The following is a 26,292-nucleotide window of genomic DNA, read 5'->3' as shown; positions in this document are numbered from 1 at the left end:
ACAGCAGCCAACCGCTGCAGGCCCTCACGGCCGATTATCGCTGCCCGCTCACCGCCTTGACTATCCATAAGCGCAGTGTGGTTGGCCGATGGAGCGAAGTCTGGGATGGATCATGCTCCGTCGGCGCCTGGCCCGCGACTACGAGACTCTGCCCGCCAGCTCCGAGGCCATGATCCACATTGCCTCGATCGACAACCTCGCCAAGCGCATAGCGGACGAGACGACCCCTACCTGGCGAGGGACCTATTAGGAGATAAAGGGCAATCCGCCTACGTCAAACGCCCTCTCAAACGCGGTCTGAGATCGACCGGCTCGTGGCTGGGGGACGGCTGGAACTGAGCGCTCTCGGGACGGCGCAGGTCAGGCGGTGGCAGGACTGCTCGATGCGGCTGTCACTTGTGTGCCCCGCCCTCTCGCAGCGACCTCCCTGCAGTGAAGGCCGGACAGCTGCCCTACACGTGACAGGCGGTCGCCTCACCTCAGCGGACACCGGTGCGCGGGGCCGAGCCGCAAGTGCCGCGCTGTCACAGATTCCCGCCGGGCCCGGTCGTAGGCAACGGGCCCGGCGTCGTCGGTGGCTCCTCCGCCGCCCTCCCCGAGAGATCAGGATGTCATGAGTCAGTCCACGAACACGTTCTCTGCCTGGTACCGGCCGATGCTCGCCCGCCACGCAGGTGAGGAGCACCGTGCCGCCAGCGCGCTGGAGTTGTTCTTCGACCTCTGTTTCGTCGTCGCCGTCGCGCAGGCGTCGTCGGCGTTCGAGCACGAGGTGGTCTCGGGCCGTCCGGGGCACGGTCTGCTGGGTTACGCGCTCGTGTTCTTCGCGATCTGGTGGGCGTGGATGAACTTCACCTGGTTCGCCTCGGCGTACGACACGGACGACGTCCCGTACCGGCTTCTGACGTTGGTTCAGATCGTCGGGGCCCTGGTCATGGCCGCGGGGATCGCCGAGGCCCTGGAGCACGGGGACTTCACCGTCATCACCTGGGGGTATGTGGTGATGCGGCTGGCCATGGTCAGTCAGTGGCTGCGGGCCGCAGTCACGGATCGTTCCGGTCGGCGCTCCGCGTCGCGGTACGCCGTGGGCATCCTGGTCCTCCAGGTCGGCTGGCTGGCGCGGCTGGCTCTGTCGGCCGACGGCGGGACCGTCACGTTCGCCGTCCTCGCCGCCCTGGAACTCACGGTGCCGGTCTGGGCCGAGCGTGCCGACGGAACCGCCTGGCATCCGGGGCACATAGCCGAGCGCTACGGCCTGTTCACCCTGATCGTGCTCGGTGAGTCCGTGATGGCGGCCGGTCTCGCAGTCGGTGCCGCGCTGGACACCCACCAGGACCTCGGCGCCGTCCTGCCCGTCGCGCTGGGCGGGCTGCTGACCGTGTTTGCGCTGTGGTGGATGTACTTCGCCCAGGACGCGCCGCGCCGTCTCAGGACGCAGCGGACGGCGATGTGGTGGGGCTACGGGCACTACGTGGTGTTCGCCGCCGCGGCCGCCGTGGGCGCGGCGCTCGCGGTCAACGTCGCCCACGCCGCCGGCAGTCGTGCGCTCACCGACGTCCAGGCCGCGGCCGTGTACACGGTGCCCGTCGCCCTCTTCGTCCTCTGCGTGTGGCTGCTGCACCGGCGGGCCGCTCAGCTGTCCACGGCGGGCAACGTCCTGCCGCCCGCCGCGGCCCTGGCTGTCCTGTGCTCGACGGTCACACCGTTCCCCGTGCCGGCCACCGGCGTGATCGTCGCGCTGCTCATCGCGGGTTCCGTCGTCCTCGTACGGCGCGAGGATTCTGACGCCTGAGGGCGCTCCGCCGTGTCCGCCGGAGCGCCGACCGTGTGAACTAGGGCGCGTATCGAGTCGTGATCAATCTGTCGGATCCGCCCTCAGGGCCGGGTCTGGACTGGTAGATCGTCTTGCATGACACGCGCGCAACTGACGGATGTGGAATGGGAGTTCATCGGGCCGTACCTGCCGATCGGCGAGTACGGCCCGTACCCCGAGCGGCTGCGGGCAACAGTTCGAGGGCGTGATCTGGCGGTTCAAGACCGGCGGGCAGTGGCGGGAGATGCCGCAGGAGTTCGGCGCCTGGCCGACCGTTTCCAACCGCTTCCGGCAGTGGCGTGACGCCGGCGTCTTCCAGGCCCTGCTGGAGGGCCTGATCGCGGAAGCCGCACAGCGGGACAAGGTGGACCTGTCCCTGGTCAGCATCGACTCCACCACCGCACGCGCTCACCACGACGCTGCCGGGATGCACCTGGACGAGGACGTTCTCACCGCCCTGGAGAAGGCCGCCGCCGAGGAGGACAAGGCCAGGTCAAAGGGGGCAGCCTCGAAGAACGAAACGGGCAGGACGCCGAGACCGATCCCGCACGGGAAGAGCGACGACGCATCCGGCGCCGCCGAAAACTCCGGCTGAAGGCCGCCCTCCTGGGACGCTCCAGGGGCGGGCAGACCAGCGAGGTCCACCTGGCCGCCGACCGCAAGTGCCGCCCGCTGGCACTCGTCCTGACCGCGGGACAGGCCGCCGACAGCCCACGGTTCATCCCCGTGCTGAAGAAGATACGGGTCCGCGGCCCCGTCGGCCGCCCCCGCACCCGCCCGGACGCAGTCGCCGGAGATAAGGCCTACTCGTCACGCGCCAACCGCGCCCACCTGCGGCAACGTGGCATCAAGGCAGTGATCCCGGAGAAGAAGGACCAGGCCGCCAACCGGAAGAAGAAGGGCTCCAGGGGTGGCCGGCCCGCCAGTCACGACGCCGACCTCTACAAGGAGAGGAACACCGTCGAGCGCCTGATCAACAAGCTCAAGGCCTGGCGAGGCATCGCCACCCGCTACGACAAAACCCCGGAAAGCTACCTCGCCGGCCTCCACCTGCGCGCCTCGATGATCTGGATCAAAGACCTCACTCAGACCACCACTTGATCACGACTCGATACGCGCCCTAGACGCGGTCCTTAGGGGGGCGATGTACTCGAAGGTGGGGCCGGCTGCCGGGCCGTCGTCGTCCAGCATCGCCATCAGGCTCTGCGCCTGCCCCTGGGCCGCGTACATCGTGCCCACGGACATGCCCAGCATCGTCGGGTTGCCGTTGAAGACCGAGGTCCGGCAGGAGGTCGCGGACGGTAGGTTCGCCGCCGCCGTCGACCGTGACGACCAGGAAGATCGCCGCACTGGTCAGAGTGGACGAGATCGTCTGAGGCACGGGGTCAGTCCCCGGTCTTCGGTGCCGCGGGGACCGGCGGTTCGGCCTCCTGGACCTCCAACCGGTAGATGCAGATCTCGTGGCGGCGTCCGGTGGAAACCTTGCTCCAGCCGTCCAGGACGCGCCAGCGCCCCGCGCTCCCGCGCAGGTGCGGTCCGTCGGCCGTGGCGGCCGCGTGGAGTTCGGCCTCCAGTTCCCGGTGCCGCTCGTCCGGGACGTGCAGCTCCAGGGAGAAGCGGCGCGGGGGCCGTCCGCCGCCGGGGCGGGAGGTGTCCGACGGCAGTGGTACGGCGACCAGGTTCGCGCATCGCACCGAGCAGCTCGATGTCCAGTGTCGTCATCCGTGTTCTCTTCCTGCGAGGGTGGGTTCGGGGTGGGCGGGGTCAGGAGCTGACCTCGGGGGCGGGGCGGCCGGCGAGCCACTCCCGATAACTGGTCTGCGCGACGAAGGCGCCGGGGCCCGGCAGGAGGTCCACTGTGCGCGGGCGAGCGCCGAGGAAGGGGCTGTGGGCGTGCGTGTGGACAGGCCGGCGGTCCGCGTCCGTCGCGAGGGAGATACGGACGAACCGGTCCAGCCCGAACCGTTCGGGGCCGGCGATCTCGCGCGCTCCGCCCAAGGGCCGGGACACCGCGATGTGCGCGAGGTACATCGCCACGTCCGTCAGGGACACCGGCTGCACGCGCAGCGGCGGCACCCGGACGGCGCCGTCCTCGGTGGCCGTGTCCGCGATGGCCTCGGCGGCCTCGAACAACTGGGTGCTGCGCAGGATGGAGTGGGGGATGCCGGAGCGTTCGATCATGGCTTCCCGGGCGCGCAGCGCGGTGAAGGCACCGTCGTCGCGGACCCGGTCCACGCCGACCGCGGAGAGGCACACGTGGTGCCGCACCCCGGCGGCGATCGCGGCGCGCAGGAGGCCGCCGGCCGTGCCGTTCTCCGTGGGGAACGTGCCGGTGGCCGGGGGCGGTTGATGGACGAGGTCGATCACCACCGCACAGCCGTGCAGGGCGTCGGCGACCTCCTCCGGGGTGAGTGCGTCGAACCCGGCGGGTGCCGAGACCATGCCCACCTCGTGTCCGTGGTCCCTGACCCACAGGGCGGTCTCGACGCCCATGAGTCCGCCGTCGTCGAACACCACGACCTTCATCGTGCATCAACCTCCTCAACGCCTGGGTCGGCCGAGGGGTTTGACCGGTCCGGTGCCCGATGTGTGACACGGGGGGGACGGGAGTACCGCCGGTCGGGCTTCGCTGTCCGAGGCGGTGTCAGACGAGTTCCAGGCCACCGTCCACGGTGACGACCTGGCCGGTGGCGTGCCGTCCCGCGGGGTCGGCCATCCGGAGGATCCAGTAGGCGATCTCTTCGGTGCCCGCGATGCGGTGGGTGGGGATGCGGTCGCGTTCGTAGGCGTACATGTCGTCGGCGGCCTCGGGGGTGAGTCCGGCGTGCAGCATGACGTCGGTGCGGGTGGGGCCGGGGGCGACGGCGTTGACGCGGACTCCCTCCTCCGCCAGCTCCAGCGCCCAGCTGCGGGTCAGCTGTTCGACGGCGGCCTTGGTGGCCGCGTAGTGCGCGCCGCCCGGCATAGGCCGGTGCCCGTAGGTGCTGGAGAGGTTGATGATGGTGCCGGAGGTCTCGCGCAGGTGTGGCAGGGCGGCGTGGGCGAGGAGACTCGGCGCGACGACGTTCAGGGCGAGCAGGTTCGTGACAGTCCGCTCGTCGGTGTCGGCGAGTCTCATCACCGATGTGGCACCCGCGTTGTTGACCAGGTGGTCGATGCGTCCCCACCGCCGTACGGCGGTCCTGATCACCTCGGCGGGGGCTCCCTCGGCGCAGACGTCGATCGCCAGGACGTCGATGCGGGGGTGAAGTGCGGCGGTCTCCTTCAGCGGTGTCTCGCGCCGTCCCACTCCGAGCACCTGCGCGCCTGCTTCGGCGAAGGCGACGGCCGTGGCCCGGCCGATGCCGGAACCGGCTCCGGTCACGACGGCCACGTGGCCCGCGAAGTTCGAGGCGGAAAGGTCTGCGCGCATCACATGTTCCTTACTGTCTTCACTGGTACGCACACTCAATATGGTGTGTTCCCGCTCAACGGTCAAACATTGAACAGTGTGACACGGTCGGCGGCTCGTCACGCGGCGGGGCGAGCACCTTCACCAGGCCGTCCAGGTCGCCGGTGTGGGCGGCCGTCCGGAACGCCGCGGCGAGGCGGCGGTGCGACTCGACGGGGACCGGGCGCTCCCGGCCGGACTCCAGGCGGGCCTGTGCCCGGTGCACCACCACGCGCGCGTTCGGGGCGCTGATCCGCAGCAGGGACGCGAGTTCGGCGTAGGCGTAGCCGAATCCCTTGCGCAGGACGTAGGCGGCCAGCCGGTCCGGCGTCAGCCGCGCCATGAGCAGGGCCAGGGCCCCCTCGACCGCGACGCTGCGCTCGACGCTCAGTACGGGGTCCGGGACGGTCCGGTTGCCGAAGTCGGCCGACTGCGGCTCGACCGGGACCTCGTGGCGGTGGCGGGCGGAGCGGACGACGTTGATGGCCAGCCGGGTGGTCGCCGTCACCAGGAACGCGGTCGGGTTGTCGATCTCCGCGCGCTGGGTGAGCTGCCAGCGCAGCCACACCTCCTGGACCACGTCCTCGGCTCCGGTGACGTCGCCGAGAATGCGGTGGGCGATGCGAAAGAGCCGTGTCCGCTCGGCCAGGAAGGTGTCGAGGGCGGCGTCCATGTCGTCGTCCCCGGCCGTCCGGGCGAGCGCGGGTTCGGTCGTCGTGGTCTGCGGGCCGGTCGCGGGCACGGGGAACTCCTCGTGGTGGAAGGGCCGCCCGTCCAGGGCGTGCCTCCACCCTCGCCGTGGGACCCCCGCCCACGCGCCCCTGGCTCCCCGTGGTGGAGTCCGTGGGCCCCCTTGAGACTCCCCCCGGGGGGCCGCTCCCCGAACCCGTGGGGCTTCCGTGGGCCACCCCCATGGGGACCCCGTGGCCGAGTCCGTGGGGCCCACTCATGACCCGCCGTCCGACCCGGCCTGTGCCCGCTACCGCATGAGGACGTTGATGTCGTGGTCGGCAAGGATCCCAAGAAGAACCTGGACATCGGCGCACACCTGCCCCGGCGGGGCGTCTTCGGGCTGACGGCGCCGCTGGTACGTTCGCAGCAGATCCCAGACTTCCGCCGACCCAGGTAGCAATCGATCGCACCACAGGCACACCTCGACATAGAACAACCCGTCACCGTGGCTCGACAGCCTCGCAGCCGTCGCGGTCAGACCGCCGACGAAGTAGGAACCCCTCTCGAGGCCTTCGGCATCAAGGAACGCCAGATGGGCCCCGCCTGCCGTCGCTCGCCGAGTCCCCAGATGATCGAGGCTGGTCAGGAACTTTCCCCGCGGCGAGCACCCCGGGAGTTCAACCTGCCGAAGAGCGTCTTCCTGAGGAAGGAACAGCCCCTCGGCGTCTCGCCGCGGGCGACGCTGGAGTGCGCGCGGCGAGCGGCGGGAGTCGCGGGGCAGTCACCACCAGTCCGACCGCCCCGACGTGGACCCCGATCTGATGGTCACTCTGGTGTGGTCCCCGGCCACCGGGGGGGGCGGCGCGAGGCCGTTCCGCCGACCCCTACCCATGGCGCCGACCTGATGCGGGACGTGTCGGCCGGCGCCGGGTAGCCGCGGCGGCTCCGGTGAGCCGGGGAGGGCGCGTCCGGTTCAGTTCCTGGCGCGGCGCTGGGGGGCGGCCGGTGTTTCGGGCAGGTGGCGGGACGCCCAGCCGGCCAGCTCGCCGAGGATGGGCATGAGGGCCGTCCCGTCCGGGGTGAGCCGGTAGCGGACCATGACCGGCGGTCCGGGCTCGACCTCGCGCACGGTGAGTCCCGCGCCGGACAGCTCGGAGAGGCGCTCCGAGAGGACGGAGTCGCTGATGCCCTCCACCGCGCGCCGCAACTCGGCGTAGCCCAGGGGCCCGTGCTGCAGCGTGGCCAGGATGACGCCGTTCCACCGCTTGCCGAGGAAGCCGAACGCCCTCGTCAGGGCCCCGTCGCAGGCCGCCGGATGGTGCTGCCCGGTGGGGGCGTCGCCCGTGCCGGGCGATCGGGGGTCCGCTGCTTCCGTCATATCCCCAGGATAGCCAGGGTGCTACGCTCCCCCTTGTCACTCTGTTTTTCGAAGTGACATCGATAAGGCAAAGTTGCTTCGCTTTTACGAGCAAGGAGAGTTCGACGTGACCACCTCGGTCCCTCTTTCCCGGGTCGGCGCCGACGCCCGGGCCGCGCTCTTCACCGACGCGCGCACCACTTACTCCTTCACCGACACACCGGTCGACGACGCGACGCTGACCGGCATCTGGGAACTGGCCCGCTGGGCCCCGACCGCCGCGAACCTGCAGCCCCTGCGCGTCCTGTACGTCCGCACGCCCGAGGGCAAGGAACGCCTGCTGCCGCACCTCGACGAAGGGAACCGGCCCAAGTCGGCCTCCGCGCCCGCCGTCGCGGTGCTGGCCGTGGACGACCGCTTCCATGAGCACATCCCGCACATCCTGCCGATCAAGCCCGAGCTGCGGGAGCACTTCGCCGCCGACCCCGCCCAGCGCGACGGCATCACGTCCTTCAACGGCCCCCTCCAGGCGGGCTACTTCATCCTCGCCGTCCGCGCCTGCGGCCTCGCCGCCGGACCCATGGCCGGCTTCGACGCGGCGGGGATCGACAAGGAGTTCTTCCCCGACAGTTCCTGGCACTCCGTGCTCGTCGTGAACATCGGCCACCCTGCGGGCCCTCCGGAGTTCGACCGCATGCCGCGCCTCGCGCACGAGGACGCCGTCGCCTGGGTCTGAGCCGACGGGCTCCTCCTCGCTAACGACCGGGCACGGCCGCCTTCTGTGTCAGGTCGCCGGCGAGCAGGCTCAGCAGGCGCACGTTGGTGTCGCTCTCGGTGACCGGCGTGGCGGTGTAGACGACGAGCCGCTGCGACCGGGCGGGGTCGACCAGGGTCTGGCAGTGCAGGCTCCCCGCTCTCCCCGGGGGCCGAAGCGAGGGTCAGGGGCGGGTGCTCACGAGGAGTACGGTGCCCAGGAAGGTCAGCAGGGTCAGGGCGGTCACGGCGATGAGCAGCCATCGCACCCACCGGCGACGTCCTTCTGCTCGTCGAGGTACCACTCCTCGATGTCCCTCTTCTGCCGGCGGCTCAGCCCGGCCGACTGCGCGAGGAAAGCGGCCACGCGCAGCCGGGCTGCGCTGAGATGGGCCTCCTGGTACAGGTAGGCCTCCAGGTCGGCCAGCCCGCGAGCGGCCTGCTCCTCCGTGCTCATGAATGCGCTCCCGAAGTAGGCGGCCCGGCGTCCGCGGCGGAGCCGGGCCCGCGAGGACGGCGCGGTGCCGCGGGCACCGCGCCTCAATACCCAGGCGGTTCAGCCGGTGGCCCGTACCGCCTCGTCGATCAGCCGGGCGACGTCGCCGGGGCGGGAGATGGCGACCGCGTGGGAGGCGTCGACGGTCACGACCGTGGCCTTCGCGCGCTCGGCCATGAAGATCTGCACCTGGGCCGGGATGTTGCGGTCCTCGGTCGCCACCAAGACCCAGGACGGGATGTCCCGCCAGGCGGGGGCGGAGGCGCCCTCGGCCAGCGCCGCGTCGGCCACCGGCCGCTGGGTGGCGGCCATGACCGCCGTGGTCGCCTCGGGGACGTCGGCGGCGAACTGCTGGTGGAACCTGCTCGTGTCGATGTAGAGATCCGCCACCCGGGTGCCGTCGGGGAGGGTGACGGGTACGGGGTGGAGCGTCTCGCCGAGGGTGCTGCCCGGGAACTTCCCGGACAGGTCGACGGCGCTCTCCCCCCTCGTCGGGCAGGAAGGCGGCGACGAAGACGAGCGCCGTGACGTGGTCGAGTCCGTGTGCGGCGGTGCTGATCACGGAGCCGCCGTATGAGTGGCCGACAAGGACCACGGGTCCCGTGATGGACCGGACGAGCTGGCGTACGTAGTCGCTGTCCTTGCTCAGCCCGCGCAACGGATTGCTCGCGCACACTACGGAATGGCCGTGGGACTGGAGCCGTTCGACGACGCCGTTCCAGCTGGAGGAATCGGCGAACGCGCCGTGGACGAGGACGACGGTTCGAGGGCGGCCCGCAGTCGGCCGCCGTGCACCTCCTTCAGCAGGGCGTCGGTGTCAACGACCGCGCCCCGGGACACGTTGACAAGCAGGGCGCCGTCCTTGACGCGGGACAGCAGTGCGGCATCGAAGAGCCCGCGGGTCGCCGCGGTCAGCGGAGTGCACAGCACGATCACGTCGGCGTCCGCGACGAGCCGGGGCAGCAGCGACACGGAGCGCACCGGCCCTTGGGGCGTGTCCCTGTCCGCGCGCCCGACGCGGGTGACGGCGCAGCCGAAGGGCGTCAGGAGCTCCTCCAGGGCGGAGCCGACGGCACCGTGACCGACGATGAGCACGGACCGTGCGTGCAGGGTGGAGAAGGTCCGCGGGTCCCAGTCCTCCCGATCCTGGGCACGGAGCGACTCCGGTATGCCACGCAGGCTGGCGAGGATCAGCGTCAGGGCCAGCTCGGCCGTGCCGGCAGCCGGCACTCCCCTCGCGTTGCACAAGGTCACCTCACGGGGCAGCCGGTCCAGTGCCGCCCGCAGTTCGTCGGTTCCTGCGCTGAGCGCCTGCACCGCCTGAAGCCGGGTCATCCGGGCCAGCGGCCGGGCGATGACGCCGATGTCCTTGGTCAGCGGGGGCACGTAGAACTCGACCTCCGCCGGGTCCGTGGGAAAGGCCGAACGGCCGTCCCAGCGGGCGTAGTCGAGGCCCGGAGCAGATCGGCGAGGCGGCCGAACTGTGCGGGCAGCCATATCTGGGGGGATCGCGCGGTCATGACGACGTACTCCGCTCTCACGACGTTGTCCGGGGCTCCGGTCCGGTCCCGGAACATCCCGAAAGGTCGCGGACGGAGCCGGACCATTGACTGCGCAACGTGTGCTTCTGTGACAACGGTCCGCGCTGCGGTCGCCTGTCCTCGCTGTCACACACTCTGCCCATACGTTGTCATGTCGGGCATGCACACTATCCTCAGCGGACCGTCGGACCTCCGACGGGAATCCGACTCCTACGCGGTCACCGCGGAGTTCTACGACATCTTGCAGGCCGACGCGGACGAAGCCCGGGTCCGCCAGCTCTACGCGCGCCAGATCGCCGACGCCCGCACCGGCGTGCTGGACGTCGGGGCCGGTACCGGGCGGGTGACGATGCTGGCCCTCGCCGACTCCTGGGCCAACGTGCACGCCGTCGAACCGGCCCGGGCTATGCGCACGTCGCTGCTGACCCGGCTCGCCGCCCTGCCCTCCGAGCAGCGGGGCCGGGTCACCGTGCACCCGCACCCCCTGGACGAGACCGCGCTGTACGCGGTCGCGGACGTGGCCGTCTGCCACAACATGGTGGGCTGCCTGCCACCGGGCGTACGCGAGAAGTTGTGGCCCGCGCTCGGCAGGGCCCTCACCCCCGGCGGCTCGCTGTTCGTGCAGCTGCCGCCGGCCCGGCTCCCGGCCCGCACCGTCGTGCGCCTGCTCGCGGACAAGCGGGTCGGCGAGCACGTCTACGGCGGGCGCATGACGATGTCGGCCGCCGGCTACCGCATCCGGACCCGCGCCGACTACTGGGTCAGGGACGCCGAGGACGTGCTGCGGGAACACACCGAGACGTTCTGGATGTGGCCCGCGACGCGCGCCCGGCTGACCGGCGAGCTGGCAGCGCACGGGTTCGCCCCGCTCCCGGGGTACGAGGAGTCGGAGCTGCTGGCCGTGACGCTGCGCGGCCGCCGGTGAGACGCCGCACCGCAAGAGCCCCTCGGGTGCCGCACTGCCGCAAACCGGGCCGTCGCCCGGTCATCCGCACGACCCCACCGCACGGTTCGCCGTGTGTGCCACACCAACTGGGACGGGAGGCAACGTGTCGCGTGTGAAGACATTCGTGATCGTCGGGGACGGCATGGCCGCTGGCAAGGCCGCGGCGGAACTGTGCGCGCACGGTCACGACGGGCCCCTCGTCTTCCCGGGTGCGGACCGGGGCCGGGTCGAGGGTGATCACCGCGCCGACCCGGGCCCGGTAGCGGACGACCAGCCCGGCGCGTCCGTTGACCGGCCAGGTGTCCACGGTGGTCTGCGGCTGGGCGCGGAGCAGGTTGAGCAGGCTCCGGGCCACGTGCTCGCTGCCGGTGACGTGAGCGATCGGCGCACGGACCCTCCCGCCGCCGTCGAAGTACGCGGTGACGTCCGCGCGGGTGACCACATGTCCACCGACCGCAGCAGCGCCTCACCGATCCCGGCCGGTGGGCCGGGCGCGGCCAGCCGGTCCAGCGCGAGGCCGCCCACGACGTGGCTCAACCAGGTCCGCGGCGTCCGGATGCGCGAACGCTCACCGTCGGAGAGCCCGTACCACCGCCGGTACGCCTCGTCGGTAAGGCACTCGGCCGTCACCCGGCTGCCCAGCATCCACTGCGCGACCTCCAGCAAGTGCCTCCGCTCGTGGAGCAGTTCCGCGAGCGGCAGGGCACCGCCGATGTGCTCCATACCGACTCCCCACCCCGCACGGCAGCGTCGCACGGAACGTTACCCGCTGCACCCACCGCACCGGGAAGTGGGAGAAACGCTGACATCTTCGCAACGAAACACACCGTCGGACCGAACCTCGGCACCCCGACCCACTCAGTGGCAATACAGTGTGACGGGTGAACGGGCTGCCCCTGAGGGCCGCTTGCCCCGGGCCGCTGTTCACCCTCACATTCCGAAGGGAAACATCATGCGTACTTCAGCACGCGCCGCGGTCGTCGGAGCCTGCCTCACAGGGCTCTCGCTCGCCTCGTCGACCGCCCAGGCCACCCCCGGCGGCCCCGGCGTCAGCGGCCGGGTTCTGGCCCAGCGGACCGTCGGCGCACCGACTACATCCTCCGCGAGATCACCGTCCCGCCCGGCCAGGCGACCGGGTGGCACTACCACGACGGCACCCTGTACGCCTTCGTCAGGCAGGGAACGCTGAGCCACTTCGACGCCTCCTGCGCCTCCGACGGCGTGTACAAGAAGGGCAGCTTCCTGAAGGAACCGTCGGGCGCGGACCACGTGCACATCGGCGAGAACCGGGGAGCCACGGACGTCGTCCTGGAGGTCCTCTACGTCCTGCCGCACGGCACCCCATTCTCCCAGGACGCGCCGTCCCCGGGCTGCGAACTGCCGTGACGTGGCGGCCGTATGGCGGCTGTCACAGCTCCCGCCACTACCCGGTCAATGCGGTACCGAAGGCTCGTGGCGGTCCGTGCCCGATTCCCGCGGCGACGAAGGAGGAGCATGGCAGGGACATTCATCAGTCGCGCCCGGGCAACCGCCGGTCCCCCGGAGCCCGTCCACCTGACTTCCGACGCGGGCCGAGGAGGGACACGAGGATGACGCGAGACGCCGACCGCCGGACCGATCCCGCCGCCGTCACCGTCTCGCTCGCCGCGGAGGCCGCTGTCCTGGAGGGACGGCTCGGGGTGCTCCGGGAGGCGATCGACGAGGTGGACGCCCGGATCCAGGCGGTGTCCGAGAGGATCAGACGGCTGCCCGCAGCCGGCGACCACGAGGCGCCGCCGGCGGACGAAGGGAGCGCCACGGGGTTCACTCCGTCCCGGGCCCGCCGTCCCTGATGGCCCGGTCAACGGTGTGTTCTGCGTGGGACCGCCCACTCTGTTCTCGGCCGACGGGGCCGCTGCATATGATGTTCGCCAGCATCCCCCGGTGCCGCGCCGGATGGCGGGTCGGGACATCGAGCGGTCCCGCCAGGACACAGGGTTGTGGACGAGAGGAACCCATGGGCTCCGTGACCCAGACCGCTCGCGCCATCGAGAGCACCGCCGGGAGTCTCCAGGAGGATTTGGCCCGGCTGGAGATCCAGAAGCAGGCGCTGGAGAGGGAACTGGCCGCGATCACCGCTCATCTCGGTTCCGTGCAGCGGGCGCTCGACGCCCTTCAGGCCCTCATGCCCGGCACCGGCCCGGCGGCCGCCCCATCACCGCGGGACCCCGCCCCCATGAGCGTCTCGTCGCCGGCGAAGCCGGAGGCCGCGCGCGCCGCGGCAACCTCCGAAGCCGCCGCAGAGCCCCCGGGCACGGCAGGCCGGAGCGACGAGGCGGGCGACGGCGGCACGACGTACGGCAAGCTCACGGATCAGATCCTGGCGTACTTCGCGCAGGCCGGGGACACCGAAGTCCGAGCCCGCGATGTCGCGTCGGCGCTGGGACGCGACACGGACAGCGGCAGCATCAACGCCGTCCGCAGCACGCTCGACCGTCTCGTCGGCGCCTCGCGCGTCCAGCGGGCTGGCCGCGGACTGTACCGCGCCGTCATGCCGTGAGCCGGCCTCCGGGCTGTGCGAGCTCCTCTCCTCGGCGCAGTTCGCCGCGGGAGACGAATGCCTCCCTCGGCTGCTGCACCGACGCCAGCGACACGATGTCACGGCCGTAGAGAAGGGCCGTGACCCACACGGCGAACACACGCGTCTTGCGTTCCCAGCTCGGTATGGCCAGAACGTGGTAGCCACGGTGCATCAGCCAGGCCGGGAACCCCTTGATGACCAGTCCCCGGTACTGGAAGATGCCGCGGCCGAGCCCGAGTGTGGCCACCACACCGAGACTGCGGTGCACGTAGTCCTTGGTCGGACGGCCGCGCAGCGACGCCAGGATGTTCTTCGCCAGCAGTTTGCCCTGGCGGACGGCGTGCTGGGCGTTGGGCACGGTGTGCGCGCCCGGCCTCCCGGCCGCGAGATCGGGCACCGAGGCGTCGTCCCCCGCCGCCCAGACGTCGGGCACCACCTCGGTGTCCGTGGTGACCCGCAGATCCGCCCGTACGGTGAGCAGGCCCCGCTCATCGACGGGCAGGTCGCTGTGGTTGTGCACGATCGGGTTGGCGGCGTTGCCGGCCGTCCACACCAGCAGGCCCGAGTCGTACTCGGTGCCGTCCGACAGCCGCACCCGGCCGTCCTCGGCGGAGACCAGCTGGGTGTTCAGGTGCACCCGCGCCCCCCGTTTCTCCAGTGAACGCACCACCCAGGCGCCCGGCCGGTCCGCGACCTCGGGCAGGATGCGGTCCCGTGCCTCGACCAGGTGGAAGGCCGGTTCGTCCGCGCCGATCTCCGGGTACTTCTTGAGCAACGCGGTCGCCAGGGCCAGCAATTCACCAAATCCCTCCACTCCGGAGAATCCGCCACCGACGACGGTGACGGTGAGCAGTTTGGTGCGTTCGGGCCCGCGCGGCAGACCGGCCGCACGGTCGAACGAGGTGAGGAGGCGGTCGCGGATCGCCACCGCTTCCTCGACGTGCTTGAGTCCGTACGCCTGATCGCTCAGTCCCGGGATCGGGAAGGTCCGGGTGACCGCCCCCGCCGTCACCACCAGCACGTCGTAGTGCAGGTCGAGGGATGGCCCGGACTCCGGGCGGACCGTGACTGTGCGCGCGCTGTGGCGGATCTCCGTCACCGAGCCCGCCACCAGACGCGTGTAGTGGAGGTGACGGCGGAGCGAGACCGCCGCGTGCCGGGCCTCCACCGAACCGGCCACGACCTCGGGCAGGAAGGGCTGGTACGTCATGTACGGGCGGGGGTCGACGATAGTGACGCGCGCCTCGCCCGGTCGCAGCCTCTTCTCCAGGCCCCACGCGGTGTAGAAGCCCGCATACCCGCCGCCCACGATCAAAATCTCACGCACGGTGTCCTCTGTTTCTCTCGGTCCTAACTCTCTAGACCGGTCGTCGGCACTCGGTGTGACACGGTGGCCAGATCACCTGCCAGGGCTACGTGCGCGCCCTCTTCACCCGCGGCGCCGACGTTCAGGTTGGAGGGGCAGCGCGTACTCCGCGTCCGGGCCGGCTGCAGCTCAGGCGGGGAAGGCGAACAGCCGGTACTCGGATGTCGTCGTGAAGCCGAAACGTCGGTACAACGGTTCGCCCGCAGGGCTGGCCACCAGCGCGGCGCAGCGCATCCCCCGCTCCCACCCCACCTGGAGCGCGGCGGCCGTCAGGGCCGCACCGACGCCCCGGCGGCGATGTGCTTCGGTCACGTGGACGAGGAAGATCCCGGCCACCCCGTGGGCGGCGATCACCACGGTCGTCCCGACCACTCGGCCGTCCAGCACGGCGGCCAGCCGGATGATGTCGGCGTTGTCCTCGCGCCGCGACTCGATGCGCACCATCTCGGTCTCCAGCCCGGGTCCGACACCCATCGACGCCCGGTACGTCCGGACCAACTCGGCCAACTGTTCATCGTCCCGGACCGGCTCCACCCGCAAACCGGTGGGAGCGGTGTGCGGGACTGTGCCCGGGTAGGCCGGTTCGTCGAGCGGGAGCACCATCACGGGGAGGGCCGTGAGCTCTCGTCCACCGCGGCACCGCAGGACGTCGGCGGTGTCCTCGGGGCTGTCGGGTCCGACCCACCACCACCAGGGAACGTTCGCGAACTCCTTGCGGATGGCCGTCACGTCCTCCCCATCCGCGGACACCGATCGTACGCGTACGACGCCGTTGAACTGCGGGGTGGCAAGCCCGCTGCGGAACTGGTCGACGGTGTTGCCCGCTCGGCTCTGTGTGTCCCATCCCATGAGGTACTGACGGAAGTTAGCGAACACCGAGGCCATGGCGCCGAGTTCCCGCGGAGCCTCAGTGCTTCGTATCCCGTTGTTCGACGTGCTGATCGGGCTTGCCGGATCCACCATTGCAGCTGTCTCCCTCATCTGGTGGTTCTGCACATCACAGTGTGCGTTGTGATAGCGGCCGGCGTTCTGCGGCCATGGCTGGTCCGGGGGCGGCTGGCGTTCGGGCTCCTGAAGACACCCTCCGGCCGGTCGCCGTACACGTGGCGCGGTCGGGGGAGCGATTCACTCGTGACGTAATCCCTGCGGTCGCGTCGAACGCCACAATGCCGGCAGGGTCAACAGGGTGACACCGAGGGAGACGGCCGCCCCGATGCCAGCTATGGCCAGTAGGGTGCTCCAGTTGTGTGTCACAGGCCTTCCGGCGAGTTCGAGCAGCGTGCTGCCGAGGGCCGTCCCGATCGACTCCGCCACGAGCAAACCAAGTCCGACGGGGAGTACGGCCTGCAAGAAAACGGAAGTAACGAGCGTACGACGGGGCGTGCCGAACGCGACGAGTACGGACAGGACTCGTGCGCGCTCGCGGACCTGTTCGATCGCACCGAGCAGCATGCTCGCGGCTATCAGTACCAGCACGGCGGTTACCCCGGCCAGCAGAGCCCGCCTGACTCCGTCGAGGGCAGGGTCGCCCTGGGACTTTCCAGGAAAGTCGACGCTGAAGGCTGGGTCGAGCCGTGCTGCTGCGGTGCGGATGTGATCCTGACAGGATCGGCAGCTGGGACCAGCGGCCGCCCGCGCTGTCCTTCCCCGTCGCCCATCACGAGGTGGGGCGAGGTCGACCTCGTTCCTCGCTTGTGCGAGGCGCTGACCGACCCGGTGCGGCTGGAGCGGGTGCACCGGATCTAGGCACTGTTTGCCGTCACCCATAGGTGCGTGGCCCCCGCGGATTCGTGATGACTGTCGGTTCTAACTCACCGCGCCCGTGCGCTGCCGAGGACGTCCGGCAGGGCTCGGCGAGAGCTGATGCCGAGCTTCACGTAGACCTTCCGCAGGTGCCATTCCACGGTATGGGGGCTGATGAAGAGCTCCGCGCCGATCCGCGCGTTCGTCATGCCGTCGGCGGCGAGGGCTGCGACCTGCGACTCCTGCGGTGTGAGAGCGTTCGTCGGTGTGGTCTCCCGCGCGGTCACCTGCTCGCCGGTGGCGATCAGCTCACGGCGGGCCCGTTCGGCGAACGCTTGCGCCGGCATCGCGTCGAACATGTCGTGGGCTGTGCGGAGATGCTCGCGGGCCTGCGCGCGGCGCTGGGCGCGCCGCAGCCACTCGCCGTACAGCAGGTGGGTACGTGCCACCTCCACGACCACCCCGCCGCGGCCGAATTGCTCGATCGCCGTGCGGTACAGGCGGTCTGCCGCCTCACCGTCGGCCAGCAGCGCCTCGCTGCGTGCGCTCGCACCCCGAGCCCACCCGGAGTCGGCGGCGCGAGTGAGTTCGATCAGGCGGGCCAACGAGGCGCGGGCCTGGTCGAGTTCACCGCAACGCGTCGCGGCCTCCACATGTTCGACCAGCGACAGACCAGTGAAGTTGAACCCGTCGTGCTCGATACCGGTGCGGGCGGCCTCAAGCGCCTCTTCGTAGCGGGCCAGTCCGTTGAAGAGCACGCCCTGGATGTAGCCCATGGCACCGAGCAGGGACACTTCACCCCGCTGTACGGCGCGCTCTCTGGCCTCTTCGATGATGCCGGCGGCGACATCCGCCTCACCCCGCCACGCGGCCAGGACGAGCGTGGCGTACTTGTGCGGGGCGTGGCCGGTCGCGGTGGCGATCGCGTCGGCCTCGTCGATCATCCGGTCGGCCTCGGCGAAGTTGCCGTAGTGGATGTGCACCCCGCCCGCGTAGATCAGAGCCGGCGGCAGGCTGCCGAGTGCTCCGATGTCGCGGGCCAGACGCACTGCGCGAGTCGAGAGTGTGTCCCAGGCATGCAGGTCCCAGGCCCAGTGGATGAACGACTCAAGCGCGACCGGGGCCAGCAGCAGCCACCGTACTGTCGCCTCCCGTGTGCGGAGCTCTTCGTGCTCGAGCAGGTCGAGTGCCTCGCGCAGGGCCGGGACGGCCGTCTCCGGGCCGTCCGCGAGCAGGGCCGCCACGCCCTCCAAGAGAGCGTCCGCGGCTTTGGAGCCCGAGGAGGGCGCTCCGGACGCGCGGGCCGCGATCGCCGCGGCGCGGGCGCCTGTCGGACCATGGACCCGGCCGGCGAAGATGGTCGCGCTGATCGCCTCCAGGTACGTCTCCCGCGCCAGGGGAGATCCAGCCGCGGTGAACTGTGCCGCCGCGTTCAGGAGTAGTGGTGCCGCCTCATCGCTGCGGCTGCGGGCGAACAGGATTCTGGCCCGCAGACGTGCCAGGCGGGCCCGGTCCAGGACGCTGAGGGGATACAGGTCGGCCACCGCAGCCAATTCCGTGGCCCGTTCAGGCGCGGCGGCCGAGAAGTGCGCCTCGGCCGCCGCAAGGGCCCGGCGTCCTCGCGGCCAGGGATCGGGCGTCACCTCCACCGCGCGTTCCAGCAGAACCGCCTCGGCCGCGATGCCCCCGCGCTGCCGGGCGCGGTCGGCGGCCTGCTCCAGTCCGGCAGCGACCTCCTCGTCCGGCCCGTCGGCCGCCTGCGCGGCGTGCCAGGCGCGCCGGTCAGGGTCCAGGAGGGGGTCCGTGGCCTCGGCCAGGGCCCGGTGCACCGCACGTCGATCCTCCGGCTCGGCTCCGTGGTAGACCGCCGAACGGACCAGCGGGTGCCGGAACCGTACGGGCTCGCCGAACTCGATCAGGCCGGCTGCCTTGGCCGGTGCGGCGTCCGGAGTGATGCCGAGGGAAGCGGCTGCGCGGATCAATAGGCGCACGTCGCCCACCGGTTCCGCCGCAGCGATCAGCAGCAGGGTGCGAGTCGCGGCCGGCAGCGCACCGAGCCGCCCCGCGAAATCACGCTCGACGCGGCTGGCCACCGGCCCTTGGACAATTGGGGCACTCGACGCGTCGACGCCGTAGGCCAGTTCGGCGGCGCTGCGGCCGCGGGAGAATTCCAGCAGCGCCAGCGGGTTGCCATGTGTCTCGGCCACGAACCGGTCCCGGACCCGCTCCTCCAACCGTCCCCCCACAGCTCCCTCCAGGAGTTCCCCGGCCGAAGCGGCGTCCAGTCCCCTGAGTTGCAGCGCCGGCAGGCCCGCGAGCGCGGACTGCCCCTCGGGATCGCGGACCGCGAACACCATGGCGACCGGCTCCGCGAGCAGTCGCCGAGCCACGAACTCAAGTGTCTGCAACGACACTTGATCCAGCCACTGGGCGTCGTCCACCAGCACCAGCACCGGCCGGGTCTCCGAGGCGCGGGTGAGCAGGGTCAGCACGGCGAGGCCGACCAGGAAACGGTCGGGTGGATCGCCGACCGCCGTCCCGAATGCCACGCGCAGGGCCTCACGTTGGGGTTGCGGCAGTTCTTCGACACCGTCCAGGAACGGCGCGCACACCTGGTGCAGGCTCGCGTAAGGGAGCTCCATGTCGGCCTCGACACCGCGCGCCCAGGTCACCTGCACCCGGGACGCCTGCGCAGCCATGTACTCCAGCAGCACCGACTTGCCGATGCCCGCCTCGCCCCGGACGACCACGACGCGGGAAGCGCCGGCCCGAAGGCCGGCCAGCAGGTTGTCGAGCGCCGTGCACTCACGCTGCCGGCCGACCAGAGCGGGAAGCGGGCTGGCGATCATGCGACTCGGCTCCTCGGCGGGATCCGGGGGAAACAGAGCTCCCACAGCGGTGTTCGGAAGAATCCTTGTCACGGTACCCGCGGCCCCTCCCCCGCGGTGCGGACAGACGGTGTGACTACTTCCACGCCCGGAAACACGCCGAGGTTGTCACAAATCGGGGGCCTGTCCGGTCGATCCCAACCAATGATCCTGTCCGTTCGCTGTCGTAGGAGGACGCATGTCTTCGCTCGGACACCAGCTCACTACGTCCGTCCTCGTGGTGGGTAGCGGTGCGTCGGGCCTCCGAGCGGCCATCGAAGTCGCCGAGGCCGGTGTCGCGGTCGTCGTGGTCACCCAACGGGCCCGCGAAGACGCCCCGGCCAGCGCGGCGTGGGACCATGCCGAGTGGGCGCCCGCCCCTGCCCGCCCTGGCGACACCGGGGAGCGGCACTTGGCTGACACGTCGCGGCAGAGCCGCTTACCGGCCGCCTCGCCTAGCGAGCGGATCGCGCCACGCGCCGCCGCGCAGCCCATCGAAGGTGTCGAACCCCGCGGCAGGCGCCCCGATCGCACCGACAGCATGTCCACCACACGGCTCACTGGCCCGGACCTTCACCGGGCCCTGCGTGTGCGCGTGCGGCAACTCGCCATCCCCGTCCTGCCGCACGTGTACGTCACCCGGCTGCTGGTCGACAACGGAACGGTGTTCGGCGCCTACGGATTCGGCCTCGTCGACGGCTCGCGCTACCTCGTGCACGCCGACGCGGTGATCCTCGCCACCGGCGGGCACACGCGCATCTGGCGGCACACGTCCTCGCGCCGCCATGAGAACACCGGCGGCTCCCTACGGCTGGCCGCCGAGGCCGGTGCCCGGTTGCGCGATCCCGACCTGGTGCAGTTCCATCCCTTCGGGCTGATCGAGCCGGACCACGCCGCCGGCATGCCGCTCAGCGACAGCGCACGTCACGCGGGCGGCGTGCTGCTCAACAACCTCGGCGAGCGGTTCATGACGCGCTACGACCCCGAGCGGATGGAGCTCTCCGCCCAGGAAACCGTCGCACGTGCGTCCTACACCGAGATCCAGGAAGGCCGCGGCTCCCGGTCCGGCGGCGTCTGGCTGGACCTGTCCCACCTCCCCGGTGACACGGTCTTGGCACGGCTGCCGCACCTGCACCGGACGCTACTGGAACTGCAGATGCTCGACATCACCCGTGACCCCGTCGAGGTCGTGCCGACCGCCTGCATCTCCCTGGGCGGCATCTGGATCGAGGCCGAGGACCACAGCACCGACGTGGACGGGCTTTTCGCGGTCGGGGAAGCAGTCGGCAGCCCGCACCGGCCGGAAGAAGACTCCCTCTCCGAACTCTTCACTCACGGGCGGATCACCGGGCGCGCCGCGGTGGAGTACTCCGCCACACTCACCGGTCCACGCCACTCACCCGCCGCGACCCGCGCCGCGGAAGCCGACGTGCTCCGCCTGGTGGCCGCCGAAGGCGATCACAACGCCCGCGCTCTGCAGCGCGCGGTACGACGCCTGATCACGGACCACGCCGGCGTGGTCCGGGACGAGGCCGGACTCGTCGCGGGATTGACCGCACTCGACGAGATCGAGGCCCGGACGGCGGACATCGGCGTCCACATCGACATCGGCGGCTTCTCGGATCTGGCGCACGCCTACGACCTCAGATCCGCCGTACTCGCCGCCCGGGCGACCCTCCAGTGTGCTCGGGAGCGGCTCGGCCCCCAGGGCTGCCACCACCGGTCCGACCGCCCCGGCGCCGCGCCCGCCCTGCCGGACGCCATGGTGTGGTCCGCGACGACCGGCGTGCGCCGCACACCCCTGTGGCCCGCCCCGACCGGAATCACCGAGCCGTGGCGCGACGCGTCAGACGATGCCGGACCCGCCGTGTGAGGGCGATCGACAGCGGCGCGAAATCTTTATGCGCCGCCCTGTCACAGATGCCGGGGTCGCCTGGTCAGGAGGGTACGAGCCATCGCGGCCGGTGCCGTGGACGAGGTCGCCGCAGACCCACCGGGCACGGTGCGGGATCAATGAAGGGAAAGTCCATGAAGGTCGTAGTGATCGGCGGAACCGGACTTATCGGTTCCAAGGTCGTCTCCAAGCTCAACGAACACGGTCATGAGGCGGTGGCAGCCTCCCCGAACACCGGAGTCAACACGGTCACCGGCGAAGGCCTGGCCGACGTCCTGAAGGGCGCCTCCGTCGTCGTCGATGTCTCCAACTCCCCCTCCTTCGACGACGACGCGGTGATGGAGTTCTTCCGCGCCTCCACCACCAACCTGCTCGCTGCGGAGGCTGCCGCCGGCGTCACACACCACGTGGCTCTGTCCGTCGTGGGCACCGACCGCCTGCAGCAGTCCGGCTACTTCCAGGCCAAGCAGGTCCAGGAGGACATGATCCGGGACTCCGGAGTGCCGTACTCGATCGTCCACGCCACGCAGTTCTTCGAGTTCGCCAAGACCCTCGCGGACTCGGCGACCAGCGGTGAAACGGTGTCCGTCGCCCCCATCAAGATCCAGCCCATCTTCTCAGGCGACGTGGCCACGGCCGTCGGCCGCACGGCGGTCGGCACTCCGGTCAACGGAATCGTCGAGGTCGCCGGCCCCGACACCTTCACCCTGGAGGACTTCATCCGCAAGGGCCTCGCGGCCCACAACGACCCCCGCACGGTCGTGACGGACCCGAATGGTCTCTACTGGGGCGCCGCCCTAAAGGAGTCCGACCTGCTGCCCGGCCCCGACGCACATCTCGGCGAGACGCACTTCGCCGACTGGAGCAGCAAGCAGTAACGGCGAGCCCGGAGCCCACGGCCTCGAAATCGCAGCAATCTCAGATCAGTTCATCTTCCATCACTCGACTCACAGGATCCCTACATGGACGCGCGCATCAACTATTTCGGCAACGCTCTCGCGGGCAAGGTCATGAAGCACCTCAACTCGGCCGGGGCCGCTGTGCACTCGGCGCTTCCCGCCGCCACCCAGGAGCTGGTGAAGATTCGGGCCAGCCAGATCAACGGCTGCGGGTTCTGCACCGACATGCACACCAAGGACGCCGTCGCCGCGGGTGAGGACCAGCAGCGGCTGCACCTGGTCGCCGCCTGGCGCGAAGCCACCGTCTTCACCGACGCCGAGCGCGCGGCGCTGGAGGTCACCGAGCAGGGCACCCGCATCGCCGACGCGGCGGGCGGGGTGTCGGACGAGGCCTGGGCCAACGCCGCGAAGCACTACGACGAGGACCAGCTCGCCGCGCTGATCTCTTTGATCGCGATCATCAACGCCTACAACCGCATCAACGTCATCAACCAACAGCCCGCCGGCGGCTACAAGCCCGGCATGTTCGGCTGACCCGCGCGCGCTCCGGCCCGCCGGACGCCCACCGTCCGTCTCCCGCTCACCCCGGCCCACCGAGCGGGAGACGGCCCCTCGGACACCCTGCGTCCACACGACGCCACACCGCGAACCGCAGCATCCCTGGGTCCCACGCGAAGGCCCATCCGCGACAACCGCGCCCCGGGCATACGCGACGCGCCACCCAGCGCACCCGTGCGTAGACGAGCAGACCTACCCGCCGCACCCGCTGCCCCGCACGAACGCACCGGCCGCCTCCTGGCCCACTGTCCCAAGGAGACGACATGCACCCCTCCCCCGCCCCGAGCGACCCGGCCTTCCTGCGCATCGCCAGCGCCCGTGGCCGATGGACCCTTCTGGCCACCGTCCTCGGCTCCAGCGTGGTGCTGCTCGGCTCGACCGTCACCAACGTCGCGCTGCCGCACATCGGCGACGACTTCGACGCCGACCTCGCCGCACTCCAGTGGACCGTGAACGCCTACATGCTGACCCTAGCGGGACTCATCCTGCTGGGCGGATCCCTGGGCGACCGCTTCGGCCGACGCCGGATCTTCGTCCTGGGCATCATCTGGTTCGCTGCGGCGTCCCTGCTGTGCGGACTCGCTCCCGACGCGACCACGCTCATCGCCGCCCGCGCGCTCCAGGGCGTCGGCGGAGCGCTGCTCACCCCCGGCTCACTGGCGATCATCGAAGCCTCCTTCCACCCGGACGACCGGCCGCGCGCCATCGGCCTGTGGTCCGGGTTCGGCGGCATCGGAGCGGCACTCGGGCCGTTTCTCGGCGGATGGCTCGTCGACGGCCCCGGCTGGCGCTGGACCTTTCTGCTGACGATCCCCCCGGCGCTGCTGTGCGTGCCCCTGGCAATGCGCCACGTCCCGGAGTCCGTCGGGAGGCCTCGGCAGCCCACCGTACCGGCCGGTACCCACACGCCGTCCCGGCGGGGCTTCGACCTCGCCGGTGCGGCGCTGGGCGCGCTGACGCTCGCTCTGGCCACCTACGCGCTGACCGAAGCCCGTTCCGGCGGGCCCGTCGCCCTTGCCGCGGCCGCGGGCAGTATCGCGGCCGGGGCCGCGTTCCTGCTGGTGGAGCGACGCAGCAGCGACCCGATGATGCCCCTGTCGATCTTCTCGTCGCGGCCGTTCACGGCCATCAACCTGATCACCCTGTGCGTCTACGCCGGGCTGGGCGGGTTCTTCTTCCTGACCGCCCTGCAACTGCAGATCGTCGCCGGCTACTCGGCACTGGCGGCGGGCGCCGCCATGTTGCCGAGCACGGTACTGATGCTGCTGTTCTCCGCCCGCTCCGGGAAGCTCGCCCAACGCCTGGGACCGCGCATTCCGCTCACCGTCGGCCCTGTGGTGTGCGGGGCGGGCATGCTGATGACGGCGCGGGTGGGCACGCACGCCTCCTACTTCGCCGACGTTCTGCCCGCCCTGCTCGTGATGGGGACGGGCATGGTCATCATGGTCGCTCCGCTGAGCGTGACGCTGCTGGCCTCGGTCGAGGCCGCCGACGCGGGCCTGGCCAGCGGAATCAACAACGCAGCCGCACGCGCGGCCGGGCTGGTCTCCGTGGCTGCACTGCCGCTGCTGGTCGACATGAGCCCGGACGCCTACCGCTCCCTCAACTCCTTCGACACGGCGTTCAACCGGGCCATGCCCCTGTGCGCGGGCCTGCTGGCTATCGGCGCGGCGTTGGCCTTCACCCTCCTACGCGAAACCGCCGACACCTCTCACGCACGGCACGGCCGGGCTCACGGCTGGCTGATGGAGCCGCCGCTGGTGTCGCGCTTCGCCCATCACCGGGCTTTCGACTAGGTCGAGCGCCGAGATCCCCCGGCCGGGGCGCATTTGCTAGCCGGTTCCCGCCCCTTCCCCGGCGGGAACCGGCTTCGTCCGTAGGCCGGGCCGGTCCTGCGGGTCGGCAGAACATCAAACCCCGCCCCCTCCATCGCAGGACAGATGAAGCACCGCCACATCGTCCCGTAGCCCACCGAACGGGCCAGCCAGCAGCGATACCCCGCCTACCAAGGCATCGACGAACGCTTGCGCCTCCAGATGCGCGAGCCGACCGGCCAGCCTCAGCAAGCCCTCCTCCCCGAGCCGTCCGCCGGCCGTACGACCTTCGTAGAGTCCGTCGGTGAACAGCACGATGCCGTCCCCGTCCGGCATCGCCATCTCGCTCTCGCGCCAGTCCCCTTGCCCGGGGAAGAGACCCAGCGGGAGACCTGGCGGCGGCTCCACCCAACGGACCTCTCCCCTGTGCCGGTGCAGAAAGCCCGGATGGCCGGCAGTGACCGTCCGCAGGGTGCGGCGCTGGGGCGACAGGACCAGGGACACCACGGTCGCGTAGGTCTCCTCCTGCGCTCGTTCCTCGGTCAGGATGCGTTCGAGCAGATGGAGTTGTTCCAGCTGGCTCTGCCCGCACAGCACGGCCGTGCGCCATGCCAGGCGCAGGTGGACACCGAGGGCGGCCGCGGCGGCACCGTGCCCGGACACATCGCCCATGACCACGTGGGCGCTGCCGTCGTCGCCGCGCACCACATCGCAGAAGTCACCGCCCAGCAAAGTGTGCGCGCGACCCGGCGCGTAGTGGAAGGCGGTCGTGAAGCCGTCTGCCTGCAGCGTCAGGTCGGGCAACAGGCCCCGTTCCAGCAGGGCGTTGTCCCGCGCGATCTCCTCGCCCGCCACGGTGCGCCCCGCGACGGCACGTTGCAGCGCCACCCAGATCTTCCGGCAGAACTCGTCGGGAGCGCTGCGGCGGTGATCGGCCCGGCCCTGCACCGAGCCGGCGACAGAGCGGAAGGCGTGGGACGCATACGTGCCCTCAAGAACGAGCACGGCTGCGTCGGGGGCGTGGCGGCGTACCCGGGTGACGACGTCGGCCAAGTTCCGTCCGGCCGGTGTGCTGCCCACCAGAACGCACAGCGGGCCGTGGGTGCCGGACGTGCGGCATCCTTCGTCGACGCTTGTGTGCCAAACCAGCGCATCGGCCAGCCGGTCCGGAAGGAGCCGCCGGACATGGACCGCGTCCTGTTCGTCCTGGGACAGCAGAACCACGCGGAGGTCGCGGCAGAAGGAGAAGTCCCCACGGGGACGGATCTCGCGAGCCCGATGTCCTCCACAGCGATCGACGGCCGGAACGTCCGGCCGCGGAATGGGGATGCTCATGTGTGGTCTTTCGTGCGGCGAGAGGCGATGGCGGCTCCACGCACGAGTGTCGGCTGCTTGCGGAACGCACACCCTTTTTCTCCTGCCTGGCCCGATCTGTTCGCTCATGAGACAGGAACGCACGCGTATCTGTGACACCTAGATCTCCATCCACGAGCCGCGTCCCGGCAGTTGAGGGGGGAAGGCTGCAACAGGCCGATTCGCTGTCACGAACCGGGGCGCTGTCCAGTCAATGAAGAAAGGGCGGAACT

General features: G+C 70.8%; 22 protein-coding genes and 4 pseudogenes. 12 read left to right on the top strand and 14 right to left on the bottom strand.

Going from position 1 to position 26,292, the window contains the following annotated elements; translation table 11 throughout:
- Positions 1–88: 88 nt before the first annotated feature.
- From ABZ818_RS22000 to ABZ818_RS21990, 3 genes and pseudogenes are all read left to right on the top strand, one after another.
- Positions 89–250: pseudogene (locus ABZ818_RS22000) on the top strand (IS5/IS1182 family transposase); the annotation flags it as partial.
- Between the two features lie 363 nt (positions 251–613).
- A complete protein-coding gene (locus ABZ818_RS21995) occupies positions 614–1,789 on the top strand; it encodes a low temperature requirement protein A (RefSeq protein WP_361417004.1) in 1,176 nt (391 codons plus the stop codon).
- A 117-nt stretch (positions 1,790–1,906) separates the two neighbouring features.
- Positions 1,907–2,911 (top strand): annotated as a pseudogene (locus tag ABZ818_RS21990) (IS5 family transposase).
- Here ABZ818_RS21990 and ABZ818_RS21985 read toward each other — a convergent pair.
- From ABZ818_RS21985 to ABZ818_RS21960, 6 genes are all read right to left on the bottom strand, one after another.
- A complete protein-coding gene (locus ABZ818_RS21985; protein WP_361417001.1) occupies positions 2,912–3,055 on the bottom strand; it encodes a hypothetical protein in 144 nt (47 codons plus the stop codon).
- A 140-nt stretch (positions 3,056–3,195) separates the two neighbouring features.
- On the bottom strand, positions 3,196–3,504 hold the full coding sequence (locus ABZ818_RS21980; protein ID WP_361416998.1) for a hypothetical protein: 309 nt from the start codon (positions 3,502–3,504) through the stop codon (positions 3,196–3,198).
- 70 nt (positions 3,505–3,574) lie between these two features.
- A complete protein-coding gene (locus tag ABZ818_RS21975) occupies positions 3,575–4,336 on the bottom strand; it encodes an NAD(P)H-binding protein (RefSeq protein WP_361416995.1) in 762 nt (253 codons plus the stop codon).
- A gap of 118 nt (positions 4,337–4,454) precedes the next feature.
- Positions 4,455–5,222: an SDR family oxidoreductase gene (locus ABZ818_RS21970; RefSeq protein ID WP_361416992.1), complete on the bottom strand. Its 768-nt coding sequence runs from the start codon at positions 5,220–5,222 to the stop codon at positions 4,455–4,457.
- Positions 5,223–5,277: 55 nt separating this feature from the next.
- A complete protein-coding gene (locus ABZ818_RS21965) occupies positions 5,278–5,982 on the bottom strand; it encodes a sigma factor (protein WP_361416989.1) in 705 nt (234 codons plus the stop codon).
- Positions 5,983–6,885: 903 nt separating this feature from the next.
- Positions 6,886–7,290, bottom strand: a complete 405-nt coding sequence (locus ABZ818_RS21960) for a helix-turn-helix domain-containing protein (RefSeq protein ID WP_361416986.1) — start codon at positions 7,288–7,290, stop codon at positions 6,886–6,888.
- A 106-nt stretch (positions 7,291–7,396) separates the two neighbouring features.
- On the opposite strand from ABZ818_RS21960, the gene ABZ818_RS21955 reads away from it, so the two are divergent.
- Positions 7,397–8,005, top strand: coding sequence for a malonic semialdehyde reductase (locus tag ABZ818_RS21955; RefSeq protein WP_361416983.1), 609 nt, complete (start codon positions 7,397–7,399; stop codon positions 8,003–8,005).
- A gap of 261 nt (positions 8,006–8,266) precedes the next feature.
- Here the strand turns inward: ABZ818_RS21955 and ABZ818_RS21950 are convergent, their stop codons facing one another.
- The 3 genes and pseudogenes from ABZ818_RS21950 to ABZ818_RS21940 all read right to left on the bottom strand — a co-directional run bounded on the left by ABZ818_RS21950 (position 8,267) and on the right by ABZ818_RS21940 (position 9,853).
- Positions 8,267–8,479 (bottom strand): hypothetical protein, encoded by a 213-nt coding sequence (locus ABZ818_RS21950; protein ID WP_361416980.1) that lies wholly within the window; start codon positions 8,477–8,479, stop codon positions 8,267–8,269.
- A gap of 99 nt (positions 8,480–8,578) precedes the next feature.
- A pseudogene (locus tag ABZ818_RS21945) lies at positions 8,579–9,218 on the bottom strand (alpha/beta hydrolase); the annotation flags it as partial.
- Positions 9,194–9,853, bottom strand: coding sequence for an NAD(P)-dependent oxidoreductase (locus ABZ818_RS21940; RefSeq protein WP_361417013.1), 660 nt, complete (start codon positions 9,851–9,853; stop codon positions 9,194–9,196). The pseudogene ABZ818_RS21945 and the gene ABZ818_RS21940, both read right to left, overlap by 25 nt.
- Positions 9,854–10,219: 366 nt before the next feature.
- Between ABZ818_RS21940 and ABZ818_RS21935 the strand changes: the two genes are divergently transcribed.
- The 4 genes and pseudogenes from ABZ818_RS21935 (at position 10,220) to ABZ818_RS21920 (ending at position 13,544) form a co-directional block, all read left to right on the top strand.
- Entirely contained in the window at positions 10,220–10,984 is a 765-nt protein-coding gene (locus ABZ818_RS21935; protein ID WP_361416977.1) for a class I SAM-dependent methyltransferase, read from the top strand.
- Between the two features lie 973 nt (positions 10,985–11,957).
- Positions 11,958–12,391 (top strand): annotated as a pseudogene (locus ABZ818_RS21930) (cupin domain-containing protein).
- A 203-nt stretch (positions 12,392–12,594) separates the two neighbouring features.
- Positions 12,595–12,837, top strand: coding sequence for a hypothetical protein (locus ABZ818_RS21925; RefSeq protein ID WP_361416973.1), 243 nt, complete (start codon positions 12,595–12,597; stop codon positions 12,835–12,837).
- A 164-nt stretch (positions 12,838–13,001) separates the two neighbouring features.
- Complete coding sequence (locus ABZ818_RS21920; RefSeq protein ID WP_361416970.1) at positions 13,002–13,544, top strand: hypothetical protein; 543 nt, start codon at positions 13,002–13,004, stop codon at positions 13,542–13,544.
- Here the strand turns inward: ABZ818_RS21920 and ABZ818_RS21915 are convergent.
- From ABZ818_RS21915 to ABZ818_RS21900, 4 genes are all read right to left on the bottom strand, one after another.
- Positions 13,534–14,892, bottom strand: a complete 1,359-nt coding sequence (locus ABZ818_RS21915; protein WP_361416967.1) for an NAD(P)/FAD-dependent oxidoreductase — start codon at positions 14,890–14,892, stop codon at positions 13,534–13,536. The genes ABZ818_RS21920 and ABZ818_RS21915 overlap by 11 nt on opposite strands.
- A 168-nt stretch (positions 14,893–15,060) precedes the next feature.
- On the bottom strand, positions 15,061–15,894 hold the full coding sequence (locus tag ABZ818_RS21910) for a GNAT family N-acetyltransferase (RefSeq protein WP_361416964.1): 834 nt from the start codon (positions 15,892–15,894) through the stop codon (positions 15,061–15,063).
- A gap of 162 nt (positions 15,895–16,056) precedes the next feature.
- A complete protein-coding gene (locus ABZ818_RS21905; protein WP_361416961.1) occupies positions 16,057–16,407 on the bottom strand; it encodes an FtsX-like permease family protein in 351 nt (116 codons plus the stop codon).
- A gap of 335 nt (positions 16,408–16,742) precedes the next feature.
- Positions 16,743–19,523, bottom strand: a complete 2,781-nt coding sequence (locus ABZ818_RS21900; protein WP_361416958.1) for an AAA family ATPase — start codon at positions 19,521–19,523, stop codon at positions 16,743–16,745.
- 217 nt (positions 19,524–19,740) lie between these two features.
- Between ABZ818_RS21900 and ABZ818_RS21895 the strand changes: the two genes are divergently transcribed.
- The 4 genes from ABZ818_RS21895 (at position 19,741) to ABZ818_RS21880 (ending at position 24,688) form a co-directional block, all read left to right on the top strand.
- Positions 19,741–21,414, top strand: a complete 1,674-nt coding sequence (locus ABZ818_RS21895) for an FAD-binding protein (RefSeq protein ID WP_361416955.1) — start codon at positions 19,741–19,743, stop codon at positions 21,412–21,414.
- A gap of 155 nt (positions 21,415–21,569) precedes the next feature.
- Positions 21,570–22,313 (top strand): SDR family oxidoreductase, encoded by a 744-nt coding sequence (locus ABZ818_RS21890; protein WP_361416952.1) that lies wholly within the window; start codon positions 21,570–21,572, stop codon positions 22,311–22,313.
- 84 nt (positions 22,314–22,397) lie between these two features.
- Complete coding sequence (locus ABZ818_RS21885) at positions 22,398–22,868, top strand: carboxymuconolactone decarboxylase family protein (RefSeq protein WP_361416949.1); 471 nt, start codon at positions 22,398–22,400, stop codon at positions 22,866–22,868.
- 287 nt (positions 22,869–23,155) lie between these two features.
- Entirely contained in the window at positions 23,156–24,688 is a 1,533-nt protein-coding gene (locus tag ABZ818_RS21880) for an MFS transporter (protein ID WP_361416947.1), read from the top strand.
- Between the two features lie 114 nt (positions 24,689–24,802).
- Here ABZ818_RS21880 and ABZ818_RS21875 read toward each other — a convergent pair whose 3' ends face one another.
- Complete coding sequence (locus ABZ818_RS21875) at positions 24,803–25,930, bottom strand: PP2C family protein-serine/threonine phosphatase (RefSeq protein ID WP_361416944.1); 1,128 nt, start codon at positions 25,928–25,930, stop codon at positions 24,803–24,805.
- Positions 25,931–26,292: the final 362 nt, after the last annotated feature.

This window comes from Streptomyces sp. NPDC047453, from assembly GCF_040643155.1.
Classification (GTDB): domain Bacteria; phylum Actinomycetota; class Actinomycetes; order Streptomycetales; family Streptomycetaceae; genus Streptomyces.
This window is presented reverse-complemented; position numbering and strand designations above follow the sequence as displayed.